The 14204-nt window shown below is 73.6% G+C and carries 10 protein-coding genes; 5 read left to right on the forward strand and 5 right to left on the reverse strand.

Annotation, left to right across the window (positions count from 1 at the left end; translation table 11 throughout):
- Positions 1-61: 61 nt before the first annotated feature.
- On the reverse strand, positions 62-1552 hold the full coding sequence (locus EDD29_RS04675) for a CoA-acylating methylmalonate-semialdehyde dehydrogenase (RefSeq protein WP_123662628.1): 1491 nt from the start codon (positions 1550-1552) through the stop codon (positions 62-64).
- Positions 1552-2835, reverse strand: a complete 1284-nt coding sequence (locus EDD29_RS04680; protein ID WP_123662630.1) for an aspartate aminotransferase family protein — start codon at positions 2833-2835, stop codon at positions 1552-1554. Before EDD29_RS04680 ends, EDD29_RS04675 begins: the two co-directional genes overlap by 1 nt.
- Positions 2836-2943: 108 nt before the next feature.
- Here EDD29_RS04680 and EDD29_RS04685 point away from each other — a divergent pair, with 108 nt between their 5' ends.
- Positions 2944-4551 carry a PucR family transcriptional regulator gene (locus EDD29_RS04685; protein ID WP_123662632.1) on the forward strand — a complete coding sequence of 536 codons (1608 nt, stop codon included), beginning with the start codon at positions 2944-2946 and terminating at the stop codon, positions 4549-4551.
- Positions 4552-4592: 41 nt separating this feature from the next.
- On the opposite strand, the gene EDD29_RS04690 is transcribed toward EDD29_RS04685, so the two are convergent.
- Together EDD29_RS04690 and EDD29_RS04695 are read right to left on the reverse strand one after the other, a co-directional pair.
- Positions 4593-5723, reverse strand: coding sequence for a hypothetical protein (locus EDD29_RS04690; RefSeq protein ID WP_123662634.1), 1131 nt, complete (start codon positions 5721-5723; stop codon positions 4593-4595).
- Between the two features lie 108 nt (positions 5724-5831).
- The gene (locus tag EDD29_RS04695) at positions 5832-7175 is read right to left on the reverse strand and encodes a CoA transferase (protein ID WP_123662636.1); all 1344 of its coding nucleotides are present in this window, start codon (positions 7173-7175) and stop codon (positions 5832-5834) included.
- A 225-nt stretch (positions 7176-7400) separates the two neighbouring features.
- On the opposite strand from EDD29_RS04695, the gene EDD29_RS45230 reads away from it, so the two are divergent.
- Together EDD29_RS45230 and EDD29_RS04700 are read left to right on the forward strand one after the other, a co-directional pair.
- Positions 7401-7703: a hypothetical protein gene (locus EDD29_RS45230; RefSeq protein WP_170201289.1), complete on the forward strand. Its 303-nt coding sequence runs from the start codon at positions 7401-7403 to the stop codon at positions 7701-7703.
- Positions 7704-7914: 211 nt separating this feature from the next.
- The gene (locus tag EDD29_RS04700; RefSeq protein ID WP_170201290.1) at positions 7915-9102 is read left to right on the forward strand and encodes an extracellular solute-binding protein; all 1188 of its coding nucleotides are present in this window, start codon (positions 7915-7917) and stop codon (positions 9100-9102) included.
- Positions 9103-9833: 731 nt separating this feature from the next.
- On the opposite strand, the gene gabT is transcribed toward EDD29_RS04700, so the two are convergent.
- The gene (gabT, locus tag EDD29_RS04705) at positions 9834-11177 is read right to left on the reverse strand and encodes a 4-aminobutyrate--2-oxoglutarate transaminase (protein WP_123662640.1); all 1344 of its coding nucleotides are present in this window, start codon (positions 11175-11177) and stop codon (positions 9834-9836) included.
- Between the two features lie 115 nt (positions 11178-11292).
- Here gabT and EDD29_RS04710 point away from each other — a divergent pair, with 115 nt between their 5' ends.
- Both EDD29_RS04710 and EDD29_RS04715 read left to right on the forward strand, forming a co-directional pair.
- Positions 11293-12648 carry a PucR family transcriptional regulator gene (locus tag EDD29_RS04710; protein WP_123662642.1) on the forward strand — a complete coding sequence of 452 codons (1356 nt, stop codon included), beginning with the start codon at positions 11293-11295 and terminating at the stop codon, positions 12646-12648.
- An 88-nt stretch (positions 12649-12736) separates the two neighbouring features.
- Positions 12737-14116, forward strand: coding sequence for a serine/threonine-protein kinase (locus tag EDD29_RS04715; RefSeq protein WP_148085875.1), 1380 nt, complete (start codon positions 12737-12739; stop codon positions 14114-14116).
- Positions 14117-14204: the final 88 nt, after the last annotated feature.

Here is a 14204-nt window from a genome sequence, read left to right on the forward strand (position 1 = left end):
GGAGCGCCGCCGGGCCCGTGCGGGTCCGGCGGCGCCGTGGTTCACCGATGCGTTCGGGGCGTCAGCCGTTGGTGGGGAAGCCCAGGTTCACGCCGCCGTGCGACGGGTCGAGCCAGCGGGCCGTCACCGCCTTGGTGCGGGTGTAGAAGTGGACGCCCTCGGTGCCGTGCGCGTGGCTGTCGCCGAACAGGCTGGCCTTCCACCCGCCGAAGCTGTAGTAGGCCATCGGCACGGGGATCGGCACGTTGACGCCGACCATGCCGACCTCCACCTCGTTCTGGAAGCGCCGGGCCGCGCCGCCGTCGTTGGTGAAGATCGCGGTTCCGTTGCCGTACGGGTTGGCGTCGATGAGCGCCATGCCCTCGTCGAAGCTCCCGACCCGGACGACGGACAGGACGGGGCCGAAGATCTCGTCCCGGTAGCAGTCCATGTCCGCGGTGACGCCGTCGATGAGGGTGGGGCGCAGCCAGAACCCGTCGCCCGAGGGCAGGCCCTCGCGGCCGTCGACGGCCAGGGCCGCGCCCTGCTCGACCGAGGAGGTCAGGTAGGAGGCGACCTTGTCGCGGTGCTGCCGGGTGACGAGCGGGCCCATCTCCGAGGCGGGGTCGTCGCCGGGGCCGGTGACCAGCCCGGCGACCCTGTCCTTGATCTTCGCGACCAGTTCGTCGCCGACGGGGTCGACCGCGACCAGCACGGAGACCGCCATGCAGCGCTCGCCCGCCGAGCCGAACCCGGCGTTCACCGCGGCGTCGGCGGCGAGGTCGAGGTCGGCGTCGGGCAGCACGAGCATGTGGTTCTTGGCGCCGCCGAGCGCCTGCACCCGCTTGCCGTGCCGGGCCGAGGTCTCGTAGATGTAGCGCGCGATCGGGGTCGAGCCCACGAACGAGACGGCCTTGACGTCGGGGTGCTCCAGCAGCGCGTCCACCGCGGTCTTGTCGCCGTTGACGACGGTGAAGACGCCCTCGGGCAGGCCCGCCTCGGCCCACAGCTCGGCGATCTTCAGCGCGGCGGAGGGGTCCTTCTCCGACGGCTTGAGCACGAACGCGTTCCCGCACGCGATCGCGATCGGGAACATCCACATCGGCACCATCGCCGGGAAGTTGAACGGGGTGATGCCCGCGACCACGCCGAGCGGCTGGTGGATCGAGTAGGCGTCCACCTTGCTGGAGACGTTCTCGGAGAACCCGCCCTTGAGCAGGTGCGGGATGCCGCAGGCGAACTCCACGACCTCGAGGCCGCGCGCGACCTCGCCCGCCGCGTCCGACAGCACCTTGCCGTGCTCGGCGGAGATGAGCGCGGCGATCTCGGGGGAGTCGCGCACGAGCAGTTCACGGAAGCGGAACAGGATCTTCGCGCGCTGGGCGAGGGAGGTGTCCCGCCAGCCGGGGAAGGCGGCCTTGGCGGACGCGACGGCCTCGGCGACGTCGGCCGCGGAGGCGAAGTCGACGGTGCCGGTGACGGCGCCCGTCGCCGGGTTGAAGATGTCTCCCGAACGCTCGGCCCTGCCACTCCAGGACTTGCCGTTGATCCAATGCGTGACGTGCTTACCCATCAGGCGATCGCCTCCAGCGACTCGACGAGGATGCGCAGGCCGTCGGCGGCCTCGGCCTGCGTGAGGGTGAGCGGCGGAGCCATCCGCATGGTGTTACCGTACAGGCCGCCCTTGCCGACCAGCAGGCCCCGGGCCTTGGTCTCCTCCAGCATCCGGGTCGCCAGCGCGGCGTTCGGCCGCCCGGTCTCGGGGTCGATCAGTTCGAGGGCGAACATCAGGCCCTTGCCGCGCACGTCGCCGACGAACGGGAAGCGCGGGGCCGCCTCGCGCAGGCCGCCGATGATCTCGGCGCCGCGGGCCGCGGCGTTGGCCTGGAGGTCGTGGTCGAGCACGTAGTCGAGGGTGGCGTTGGCGGCGGCGGTCGCGATGGGGTTGCCGCCGAACGTGGCGAGGCCGATCGCCTGCGGGCCGTCCATGAGGTCGCCGCGCGCGACGACGCCGCCGATGGCGATGCCGTTGCCGAGGCCCTTGGCGAACGTCATCGCGTCGGGGACGACGCCGTGGTTCGCGATGCCCCAGAAGTTCTCGCCGGTGCGGCCCCACCCGGTCTGGACCTCGTCGGCGATGAAGAGGATGCCGTGCTCGTCCAGCACCTCCTTGTAGGCGGCGAACAGGCCGTCGGGCGCCATGGTGAACCCGCCGACGCCCTGGATCGGCTCGGCGATGAGCGCCGCGACGTCGCCGCCGGTGGCGGTCGCCAGGACGTGCCGGAGGTCCTCGACGCACACCGCCGCGTAGTCGTGGTCGGACAGCCGCGCGAACTGCGGCAGATGCCGGTCGGCGCCGTGCAGGAAGCTCACGTTGAACGGGCTGAGGCCGTTGTTCTTCCAGGTCCGGATGGAGGTCACCGCGGTCGCGGCGAAGGACTTGCCGTGGTAGCTCTGGCGCATCGCGAGCACCTGGTTGCTGCGGCGCGCGACCGAGGCGAGCAGCAGCGCCAGCTCGTTGGCCTCGGTGCCGGAGTTGGTGAAGAACACCTTGGCGTCCGGGATGCGGGAGATCCTGGCGATCTTCTCGGCCAGCTCGACCTGGCCGCGCAGCAGGTACAGCGTGGAGGTGTGCACGACGCCCGACGCGAGCTGCCGCTCGACGGCCTCGCGCACCTCGGCCACGTCGTAGCCGATCATATTGGTGAGGATGCCCGCGAAGAAGTCGAGATAGGTCTCGCCCGCGGCGTCCACGACGTGGTTGCCCTTGCCGCTCACGATCTCGATGGGCTCGTCGTAGTAGAGGCTCATCCACTGGGGCATGACCGCGCGGTGCCGCGCCAGAAGTTCCGACATGGGGCCAAGTCTCGGTGGGCCCGGCGCCGGAGGCCACCCGCAACATGTCGGCGAATCCACCGAAGGCTTTACAGCATGTTCACGCAGGTCACCTAGGATGATGGGGCGATGCTGCCCACTCTCGCCGACGTCCTCGACCTCGAACCCGTGCGGCGCGGCCGGCCCCGGGTGGTGGCCGGCGCCGACCGCCTCGGCACGCGCGTGCGCTGGGTGCACGTCGCCGAGATCGCGGACATCGCGACCCTGCTGCGCGGCGGCGAACTCGTCCTGACGACCGGGATCGCGCTGCCCGACCAGGCGTCCCGGCTGCGCGAGTACGTGGCGGCGCTCGCCGACGTGGGGGTGAGCGGCCTCATCGTGGAACTCGGCCGCCGGTACCGGGGCGAACTGCCCGCGGCGCTGGTCCGTGAGGCCGAACGGCTCGGGGTCGCGGTGATCGTGCTGGAACGCGAGACCCTCTTCGTCGACGTGACCGAGGCGGTCCACGCGAAGATCCTGGACGCCCAGCTCGAGGAGCTGCGCGCGTCGGAGCAGCTGCACGAGATCTTCACCCAGCTCAGCGTCGAGGGCGCGGGCCCCGACGAGGTCGTCAGCCAGGTGGCGGTGCTCGCCGGGCGGCCCGCGGTCCTGGAGAACCTCGCCCACCAGGTGCTCGCCGCCGACGCCGCGGGCCGCGACCCGGCCGAGCTGCTGTCCTCGTGGGAGGCGCGCTCGCGTGCCGTCCGGCTCAGCCAGCGGACCGCCTACGACGACACCACCGGCTGGCTCATCACCATGGTGGGCGCCCGCGGGGAGGACTGGGGCAGGCTCATCCTGCTGGCGGGGGCCGCCCCCACGCCGCGCGAGACCGTGCTGGTCGAGCGGGCCGCGACCACGCTGGCGCTCGGCAGGCTGCTGGACCGGCACGAGGCGTCCCTGGAACGGCAGGCGCACGGCACGATCATCAGCGCGATCCTCGCGCACGCCTACTCCGACCCGCAGGAGGCCGCCGCGCGCGCCCGTGCCCTGGGCGTCCAGCTCTCCGGCCGCAGGCTCCTCGGCGTCGTCGTGCGGCCGCGCGGGCGGTGCGCCCCCGAGGCGATCGCCGACCTCGCCGAGGCCACCGCGGCGGCGAGCCGCGGCGCGGGGCTCGCCGCGCTCGTCGGCGTGCTCGGCGAGGGCACCGGGCAGGCCCGCGTCGGGGTGCTCGCCTCGCTCCCGCACCGCGCCCAGGTCGACCGGGTGCTCACCGCGATGGCGGGCACGCTGCGGGAGACCGCCCCCGACACCGTCGTCGCCTGCGGCTCGGTGGTGGAGTCGGTGCGCGACGTGCGGCGCTCGTTCCTGGAGGCCGAGCAGGTCGCCGACGTCGCGTCGCGCGGCGCGGGCGATCTCCCCTTCTACCGGCTGCCCGACCTGCGGCTGCGCGGCCTGCTGCACCTCCTGCGCGACGACGCGCGCCTCCAGACCTTCGTGGAGCGCGAGCTGGGCGCCCTGCTGGAGTACGACGCCCAGCGCAAGGCCGACCTCACCGGCATCCTGGGCGTCTACCTTGCCGCGGGCCGCAACAAGGCCGAAGCGGCCCAGCGCGCCCATCTCTCCCGCCCCGCCCTCTACGAACGGCTCCGCCGCATAGAACGGGTCCTCGACACCGACCTGGACGACACCGAGTCCTGCACCTCCCTGCACGTGGCGCTCCTGGCCCTGGCCTCGGTCCGCCGCCCCACCGACGACTGACGCGGGACCCGGGCCGTCCACCCGGTTCCGGGCGCGGCGGCTCAGCGGTCGTCCGATCTGCCTGGGCGGTCCCTGTCCGGGTGGTCCTTGTGGTGACGGTGGCGGCCCATGGCGAGGGCGTAGCCGGTGCCCGCGGTCTTGTAGCGGCGGCCCTTGCCCCAGCGCAGGACCTCGAAGTGGACCTTGACGGCGTGCGAGCGGCGGCCGGTCAGCCTCGCCATCATCTTCTCCGAGAGGTCCACGATCGCCGGGGGGCGGTGCTGGCGGACCGCCCACTGCGCGGGGCCGAAGTCCTCCACGTACCCGACCGAGCTGCGGCCCGCGTAGGTGATGCGCACCTTGGTGCCGAGCGGCCAGTAGGGGCTCGCCAGCGTCCGGTACCGCATCGGCTTGCCCGACGCGGTCTGCGCGTCCCAGAACGAGGTGGCGACGCTCATCCCCGCGGGCATCCGCGGCTTCGGCTCCTCCTCGGGCTCCTCCTCCGGTTCGGGCTCCTCCTCCGGCTCCTCGATCTCGGGCTCCTCCGGCCCGGGCTGCTCGGCCTCGGGCTCATCGGGTCCCTCGGGCCGGCCGGGTGCGCCGTTCTCGTCCGGGTCGGGCTGCTGGGCGTCGGGTCCGGGGTCCTGTGCCCCCGCTTGATCCGGGTCGGGCTGTCCGGCGTCCGGTCCACCGGATCCCGGGTCCTGCGGCTCCGCCTGGTCCGGGTCGGGCTCCGGGGCGGCGGTCCCGTCGGACGGGTCGGGTGCGTCCTTGCCGGGGCGCCCGGGGTTCGCCCCTTCGGCCTCGTCCGGGTCCGGCGCCTGCACGTCAGGGCCGTCCGGTCCGGGGGTGTACGTGTCCGGTCTTCCCGGTTCCGGGGCCGAGGAGTCCGGGGCGGAAGGGGGCGATGCGTCGGCGGGGAACGGGTCGGGGTCGGGTTCCAGGTAGAGCACCGGGTAGGTCGCGGGGCCGGGTGCGGGATCGGCGGCGAAGGCCGGGTCGAGGATCAGCAGGACGGGCGGCGGGCCGCCGGGAGCCGCCCGGAGCGGCGAGGGGGACGCGGCGGCGGGCGAGGCGAAGCCCCCCGCGAGCGCGGCGGCGAGGCCGCCGGCCAGGACCGCCGCGCCCCGTGCGACGGCGGGCGCGGGGCGGCGGGACGGCCGGTCGGACGGTGCCGGAACATGTGCGGACAAGCGATTTCCCCCGAATTGCTGGCACTCAACGGAACTGCGGGACAGCTATTCCTTGCTCCGGGGGGAGAGAAATGAAGACAGATAACAGGGCGGCGGCAAAAATGGTTTTCACCGCCACTTCGGGGGGTCCAGCGCGTCGCCGGGCGGCGGGGTGACCCAGCGGGGCCGGAAATCGGCGGCCGCGCCCGGCGGAAGCACGAAGGTGAGCACGCCGTGCGGGCTGTCCATCGCCGCGAGCACGTCGTCGGGCGGGGTCCCCGCGGGCTTGACCGCGGTCCGGCCGAGGCCGTCGAGCCAGCGGGCCGTGCCCGCCAGCGACACCGTGCCGTGCCAGGAGCCGCCGCTCGCCGCGCGGTGCACGAGGCCGGCCATCGCGGTGAGCGCGCCGAGGTAGCCCGTGGCATGGTCGAGCGCCTGCGCGGGCAGCGCGCCGGGGGTCTCGGACCTCGCCGCGCGCATCGACTCGGCGGAGACGCCCGTGGCGAACTGCACGAGGCTGTCGAACCCGCGTCGCCCGGCCCACGGCGTGCCCGGCTCGTAGGCCTGCACGTCGACCGTCACCAGCGACGGGTTGAGCGCGCCCAGGTCGTCCCGGCCGAAGCCGAGCGCGGCGAGCGCGCCGGGCCGGTACCCCTGCACGAGGACGTCGGCGTCGGCGATGAGGTCGCGCAGAAGGGCGCGGCCCTCGGGGGTCTTCAAGTCGAGGCGGCACACGCGCTTGCCGAACGTCATGTCCAGCACCAGGCCGGGCACCTCCGGCACCGCGGGGGCGCCCACGTGCAGCACGTCGGCGCCGTAGGCGGCGAGCAGGCGGGTCGCGACGGGGCCGGCGATGACGCGGGTCAGGTCGAGTACCCGCAGGCCCTCCAGCGGCCGCTCCGCGGCCGGTGGCCGTACCACGGGCCCGTCGCCGGTCCGGTTCAGGGACAACAGCGGGCCGTGCGGGAAGGCCGCCCACTCCGCGCGGTCGCGCAGCGCCGCCGCAGCGCCGCCCGCGGCGAGCACTGCCTCCTCGACCTCGACCGCGCCGAGCGCCTCGCAGGCCCGCGCGACCGCGTCGGGTTCCGGCGGGCAGTCCAGCGCGCGCAAGGCGGCCGCCTCATGTGTGGGGAAGTTGCAGTGCAGCCTGACCCAGCCGTCGCGGGTCCGGTAGTCGCCCGACAGCTCGGCCCACAGCTGGAGCGGTCTCCCCGCGATCTTGAACACCCGTTCCGACAGGAACGCGAGCTCGGCGTGCCCGCGGTCGACGGTGGCGAGGGCCGGCGGTCCGCCGCGCAGTTCCCACAGCAGCGCCGCGGCCGCGGTCGCCGCGCCCACGCTCGCCGCCGCGACGGTGCCGACGTCGTACACCGACGGGAGCAGGTCGGTCGGGCCGCCGAACGAGACGGGGACCGGGGGGAGTTCCGCGAGGCCGAGCAGCCACGCGGTCTGGTCTTCGATCGTGTCCTTCACTTGGGCGGTCTTCCCGCCCTCCGGCCGCCGAATCACGGTGTGGCACGGGCCACTCGGCGCGAATCCGGGCACGGACCCGTCGCGCGCCATTTCCACGACCGGTCGAACCACCCGTTCGGTAAGCCGTTTTCCGGTATCCCACGGCATTGCGGAACATTCCTACAACACTTGACCTGAATTGTTTCTCTGGACACACTCGACAATGACGGGGAAAGGGGAGCGGGCATGTCGGACGTGGAAGAGCTCACTTCGCGGCACGTCGCGGAACTGTCCTTCCTGGTCCGCAGATATCCGGCGTGGACCATCTGGTTCGGTCCGCTCACCCGGAGCTGGTGGGCGCTGCCGCCCCGCGACCGCGACATCGGCGACTTCGTGGAGGCCGCCGACCTCGAACGCCTCGTCGCACGGATCGACCTCATCCAGTCCGAGCCCCCGGCGCTCCGGGACGCGGCGAGCTACCTCCGGCTCGGCGCTCCTCCGGTGCGGCGGGTGCCGTTGGCGGCATGGCCGGGTGACCCTGCAAGGTGACCCGCTGTTTCCCCGGCCCGGCCACGCCGACGGCCACCAAGACGACCCCGGAGGGCGACGCGGACGCGCTCGTTTCCTCCGGCACGCCCCTCGCGAGCGCGCCCGCCCGGTGGCCCGCCCGTCCTCCGGGGTCGTCATCCCACCGCTGACCGCACGGTTCCCGCCGTCCTGTTGCCTCGTGCGTGCGCCGTCCCGGTTAGGCTGCGCGTCCATGAGTGTTCTTCGGGCTTCCGCCGCGGGGGCGGCCCTGGCGCTCGCCCTCACGGGGTGCAGCAGCGACGACCCCCGGCCCCGCGGCACCGCCACCCCTGCGGCCTCCCTCGCCGCGGTGGAGGGCGCGCTCACCCTCGTCGTGCCCTCCGGCTATGCCGAGCAGGGCGGCACCGATCCGGCCGCCGACTGGGTGACGCCGTTCGAGGAGGCCACCGGCTGCGACGTCACGGTCCGCACGGTCGGCACCGCGCGCGAGGTGCGCGACAAGATCGCGGTCGGCGGCTACGACGGCGGGCTCGTCCCGGCCGAGGTGGCCGGGGAGCTGATCGCCGCGAACGGCGCGGCCCCGCTCAACACCGGCCTCGTGCCCGCGCTGGGCGCCATCGCGCCGGAGCTGCGCGCGCTCGTCACCGAGAAGCCCGCCGAGGACGACGACGAGGACGACGGCAAGAAGCGCAAAGACGTCGTCTACGGGGTGCCGAACGCCTGGGGCGCCGACCTCCTGCTCTACGACCCGCGGGTCGCGGCCCCGACGTCCTGGGGCGAGGTCTTCGCGCCGCAGGAGGCGCACCGGGGCGCCGTGCTGTGGCGGGACACTCCGACGACGCTCGGCCTCGCCGCGCTGTACCTCAAGGAGCGGCGGCCCAAGCTCAAGATCGGCGACCCGTTCTCGCTGACCCGCCCCCAGCTCGACGCCGTCGCCGAAGTGCTGGCCGCCGAGCGCGGGCACGTCAAGACGGTCTGGCGCGACGGCTCCCAGCCCGTCGAGGCCCTCGCGACCGGCGGCGCCGCGCTCGAGATGGCCGACGCGCACACCCTCGACGTCCTGCTCAAGGGCGGCCTGCCGGTCGCCGAGGCCGCGCCGCGCGAGGGCCGCACCGGCTGGGCCAACGCCTGGATGATGAGCGCCACGGCCCGCCACCCGGGCTGCATGTACCGCTGGATGGACTGGGCCACCTCACCCGCGATCCAGCGCGCGATGGCCGAATGGAAGGGCGTCGCCCCCGCCAACCCCGAAGCCTGCGCCACCCTCCGCCCCGGCTTCTGCACCGCCTACCACGTAGGCGACCGCCCCTACCTCAACACCGTCACCTTCGCCCACTCCACCACCCCCGCCTCCTGCGAGGACTGCGCCGACTGGAACACCTGGACCCGAACCTGGTCCACCCTCACCGCCCAACCTTGATCCCCACCGCCCGGATGATCCCCACCCCGGCCCAGCCCGCCCCCGGGAAGGAAATCCCTAGAGGCGGTGGCCCCAGCCCGGCCAAGGGCACGGCCTGGGACGAGGATGCCTTCGAACGGGTTCCAGCCCGGCCATCGGCCATGAGCCTTGACGAGGAACCGCACCGGTGTGATCGGGTTCTAAAGCGTCCGATCACCGGAGCGGCGAAGGAGCGACCAGAAATAGAGACGGGCCCGACCGCCCCCAGTCAGGCCCGTCTCGTGGACGCGTGGGCGAGAACCGCCGCTGCGCGTCCTTTTTGTGGGAGCGGGAGCCCCTGGCCAACCCCCCGAAAGCCAGGGGCCCCGCTTATCCAGTGAGGTCAGTGCCTCCCCGGCGTCATGCCGGGGAACCGTGAACGGTCATCGCCGGTCGCAGGGCGGGCACGCCGATGAGAGCGTGCACGAACACCCCTGAGCCGCCCGGCATGCGGGCGCGAGCGCCGGCGCCGAAGACCTCGCCTCGTCGGCTGGTCGTGCGACTCATTTGCTCTCCCCCCGTGCGGTGACCGTTCTTCGGTTCTCCTCCTTTGTACGTGCCGGAGATTGTGGACGGGGAATGGGCGCGGTCTGGACCTGGCAAAGTCGCCGTGTCGTCCCGTGCCCTGACGGCCTTGAGCCCCGGCTTCCGGCGGGAGGACGGGGCTCAAGGGGTGTCCTGGATCATGGCGCCAGAGCCGGCCGCGCGGCGCGTCAGCGGGTCTCGGCGATCGCCCCGGCGAGCAGGTCGAGGCCCTCGTGGAGCAGGTCCTCGGGGATCACCAGCGGCGGCAGGAACCGCAGCACGTTGCCGTAGGTGCCCGCGGTGAGCACGATCAGGCCCTGGGCGTGGCAGGCCTTGGCGATCGCGCCGGCGAGGGCCGCGTCGGGCTCGTCGGTGCCGGGCTTGACCAGTTCGATCGCGATCATCGCGCCGCGGCCGCGGACGTCGCCGATCCGGGGGTCCCCGGCGGCGAGCTCGCGCAGCGCGGGCAGCATGATCTCGCCGATCCTGGCCGCCTTCGCGGTGATCCGATCGGCGTCCAGGGCGTCGAAGACGGCGAGGGCGGCCTCGCAGGCCAGCGGGTTGCCGCCGTAGGTGCCGCCGAGGCCGCCTCCATGGACGGCGTCCATGACCTCGGCCCGGCCGGTGACGGCGGCGAGCGGCAGGCCGCCCGCGATGCCCTTGGCGGTGGTGATCAGGTCGGGGACGATGCCCTCGTGCTCGCAGGCGAAGAGCCGCCCGGTGCGGCCGAAGCCCGTCTGGATCTCGTCGGCGATGAACAGGATGCCGTTGTCCTCGGCGAACTCGGCGATCGCCGGGAGGAAGCCGGGGGAGGGCTCGATGAAGCCGCCCTCGCCCAGGATCGGCTCGACCAGCACGGCGGCGACGTTGTGCGCGCCGATCTGCTTGGAGATCTGGTCGATGACCTTGGCGGCGGTGGCCGGGCCGTCCTCGGTGGAGCGGTACGGGTAGGCCATCGGCACCCGGTACACCTCGGGGGCGTACGGGCCGAAACCTTCCTTGTACGGCATGTTCTTGGCCGTCAGGGTCATGGTGAGGAGGGTGCGGCCGTGGTAGCCGTGGTCGAACACCACGATCGCGGGGCGCTTGGTGGCGTACCGGGCGATCTTCACCGCGTTCTCGACGGCCTCCGCGCCGGAGTTGACGAGGATCGTCCGCTTCTCGTGGTCGCCGGGGGTGAGCGCGTTCAGCCGCTCGCACACCTCGACGTAGGGCTCGTACGGGGTGACCATGAAACAGGTGTGGGTGAACGCCGCGACCTGCTGCTGGACCCGCCGGACGACCTCGGGGTGGGCGTTGCCGACGTTGGTGACGGCGATGCCGGAGCCGAAGTCGATGAGGCTGTTGCCGTCGACGTCCACCAGCACCCCGCCGCCCGCGGCGACGGTGTAGACCGGCAGGGTCGAGCCGACGCCCGGGGGCACGGCCTTGAGTCGGCGCTCCTGGAGGGCCCGCGACTTCGGACCGGGGATCTCGGTGACGATCTTGCGCTGCTGCGGCAGGCCCGGCCCGCCGTTCGTCGGCTCACTCATGGACTCGACGATAAGCGGGAAGACCTAGGCTGGGGACGGTCCACTCCGGACAATCGGACCGTCCGGACCAGCCACCCTGGCACATCCGAGCATCCCGCGCCCGCCCTGGACGATCATGGCACCGACTCTCGCCGCGGTGGCGGCCCTGCCCTCGCTGCGGCTGCTGCTGCGCTCCGACGCCTCCCTCGACGTCCCGGTCCGCTGGGTCGCGGTCAGTGAACTGACCGATCCGACGCCGTTCCTGGAGGGCGGGGAGCTCGTCCTCACCACGGGGATGCGCCTGGACGACGCCGACACCTACGTGGCCCGGCTCGTCGGGCGGGCCGTCGCGGGGCTCGGGTTCGGGGTGGGTCTCGGGCATGACCGGGTGCCGGAATCCCTGGTGGGGGCGGCTCGACGGCACGGGCTCCCGCTGCTGGAAGTGCCCCGGCCGACCCCGTTCGTCGCCATCGGCAAGGCGGTGTCCCGGATGCTCGCCGCCGAGCAGTACGAGGACGTCACCCGGGCGGCCAAGGCGCAGCGGGAGCTTGCGCGGGCCGCCTTGCGCGGTCCCGACGCGGTGCTGGCCGTCCTCGCCCGGGTGCTGCGGGGCTGGGCGCTGCTCCTCGACCCGGCGGGGGAGGTGAGCCACGCCGCGCCGGATTCGGCCCGCGCGCGGGCCGCGGAAGTGGCCGTGGAACTCCCGAGGCTCGCCAGCGCCGCCAGCCTCGCGCTGCCCGGTCCGATCGTGGTGCAGCCCGTCGGGCTCGGGCGTAGGCCGCGGGCCTACCTCGCGGTCGGGACGCCCGATCAGCTCCGGCCGGTCGCCCACACCGTCGTCGGCGCGGCCGTCTCGCTGCTCAGCCTGCGCTCGGAGACGAGCGAGCACCGGGTGCGCGAAGCACTCGGCGGCCTCCTGCTCGGCACGCCCCCGGGCTTCCCCGAGGAGCCCGTCCGGGTCCTGCTGTGCGGCCCGGACACGGCCGACGCCCTTGAGGGCGACCCGGCCGCCGACCGCTGCCTGACCGTTCCGCACGGCGCGCTCACCGCCGTCATCGCCCCCGACGCCATCGCCGACCGGATCGCCGCCCTGGCCGTCGCGGCGGGTCCGGTCGGGGTGGGCGACCCCGTCCCGCTGACCGGGGCCGTCCGCTCCCTCGGCCAGGCCGAGCGCGCCCGTCCCGGCGAAGGCGTCCGCCGCCACAGCGACCTTCCCGGCGGCGTCCTGGGCCAGCTCGGCGACCCCGCCCGCGAAGCGGCCGCCCAGCTCCTCACCCCCCTCGACCCCGTCCTCCGCGCCTCCCTGCACGCCTACCTCGCCCACCACGGCCAGGGCGATCCCGCCGCCCGCGCCCTCGGCATCCACCGCCACACCCTTCGCCACCGTATGCGCCGCGCCGCCGACCTCCTCGACCGCGACCTCGACGACCCCACGGCCCGCGCCGAACTCTGGATAGCCCTCACCCTCACCGACGGACCGACCCCGCCATAGGCCCCTTTGTGCCTATCCTTGACCTCCCGACCCGCGGGCCCTCGTGTCCCGGCACGGCCCGACCCTCCCGGCGCGGAAAGGCGTGAGCGTGCAGCCCGGAACCGAGCTCAGCGGCAGGTACAAGCTGACCACCCTGCTGGGACGCGGCGGCATGGGCGAGGTCTGGGCCGCCGAAGACCGAGACCTCGGCCGCCCGGTGGCGATCAAGATCGTGCTCGCGGGACTCCAGGACGACGCCCATCTGAACGCCCGGTTCACTCGTGAGGCGCGGACCGTCGCCCGGCTCGACCACCCCGGCATCACCGCCGTCTACGACATCGGCCACCACCAGGGGCAGCCGTACTTCGTCATGCAGCTGCTCAAGGGCACCGACTTCAAGACGCTGCTGGAGCACCACCCCGATGGGCTGCCGGTGGACACGGCGGTCGGGCTCATGGCCCGGGTGGCCCGCGCGCTCGCCTACGCGCACGCCCAGGGCGTGGTGCACCGCGACATCAAGCCCGCCAACCTGATGGAGCTCGCCGACGGCGGCGTCAAGATCTGCGACTTCGGGATCTCCCGGCAGACCGACACCACGATGACGCTCACCGCCCCCGGAAGCGTCCTGGGCACGCCCGCGTACATGGCGCCGGAGCAGTACCGAGGGGAGGAACCGGACGCCAGAACCGATCTCTACGCGTTCGGCTGCACCCTGTACGCGCTGCTCACCGGCGGCCCGCCGTTCCGCGGGCCGTCCCAGCACGTCCTGCTGCACCAGCACCTGAACGAGACCGCGCCCCCGACGCGGTCTCGCCGACCGGGCATCCCACGCGAACTCGACGAACTCCTCCAGCGGCTCCTGGCGAAGGACGCCGCGGACCGTCCGGGCTCGGCCGCCGAGGTCGAGGCCGCGCTGATCTCGATCGCGGAAGGCGGCAGCCGCACGGTGCCGCCGCCGGGGCGCGGCTCAGGCCGGGCGGCCCCGGACGGCGATTCGCACCGGTCCCGGCCGAGGGCCTCCGCGTCCGACGCCGGGGACGAGGCGCGGGCGGAACACCGGGTCACCGAGGCCGTGCCCGCGGTCTCGGACCGTCCCCCGAAGGCGCCCGTCGCCCGCGTCGCCATCGGCGGCCTCGTCTCGGCCGGCGCCCTCTCCTGGGTGCTGCACCGGATCTTCGTCGACGAGCACCTTCCGGCCCTGGCTCACTTCGGCCGTGACCTCGACGCGTGGCAGTCGGCCCTGGCCATTCCCGGTCTGCTGGGCCTGGCGTTCGTCGTTCTCGCCGTCACGATGTCATGGAGGCGCAGGACCCTCGCCGGCCTCGCGGTGGCGGTCGCCGCGTATCCGGGGCTGGAGGTCGTGTGGCGAGGGCTTCCGTGGTACCTGGAGCTCGTCGTCTATCCGTGCTACCTCTTCCTCGCCTTCGCGATGGTGGCGGGCGTGCTGAGCGAGCCCGCGGGGAAGGGCGCCGACGCGGAACGTCGGTGAGGCCGCGGGGCCGACGGGAAAGGGACCGTCAGGGTTCGCCATCTGTTCGTCTTTCGGGAGGCGGGCGCGCGGTGCTCGGGGGAGCATC

It is taken from the genome of Actinocorallia herbida, assembly GCF_003751225.1.
Taxonomy (GTDB): domain Bacteria; phylum Actinomycetota; class Actinomycetes; order Streptosporangiales; family Streptosporangiaceae; genus Actinocorallia; species Actinocorallia herbida.

Coding starts and splice junctions, on each gene's coding strand:
- EDD29_RS04675 (WP_123662628.1), bottom strand. CDS start 1,552: ATGGGTAAGCACGTCACGCATTGGATCAACGGCAAGTCCTGGAGTGGC.
- EDD29_RS45230 (WP_170201289.1), top strand. CDS start 7,401: ATGTCGGACGTGGAAGAGCTCACTTCGCGGCACGTCGCGGAACTGTCC.
- EDD29_RS04680 (WP_123662630.1), bottom strand. CDS start 2,835: ATGTCGGAACTTCTGGCGCGGCACCGCGCGGTCATGCCCCAGTGGATG.
- EDD29_RS04700 (WP_170201290.1), top strand. CDS start 7,915: ATGAGTGTTCTTCGGGCTTCCGCCGCGGGGGCGGCCCTGGCGCTCGCC.
- EDD29_RS04685 (WP_123662632.1), top strand. CDS start 2,944: ATGCTGCCCACTCTCGCCGACGTCCTCGACCTCGAACCCGTGCGGCGC.
- EDD29_RS04710 (WP_123662642.1), top strand. CDS start 11,293: ATGGCACCGACTCTCGCCGCGGTGGCGGCCCTGCCCTCGCTGCGGCTG.
- gabT (WP_123662640.1), bottom strand. CDS start 11,177: ATGAGTGAGCCGACGAACGGCGGGCCGGGCCTGCCGCAGCAGCGCAAG.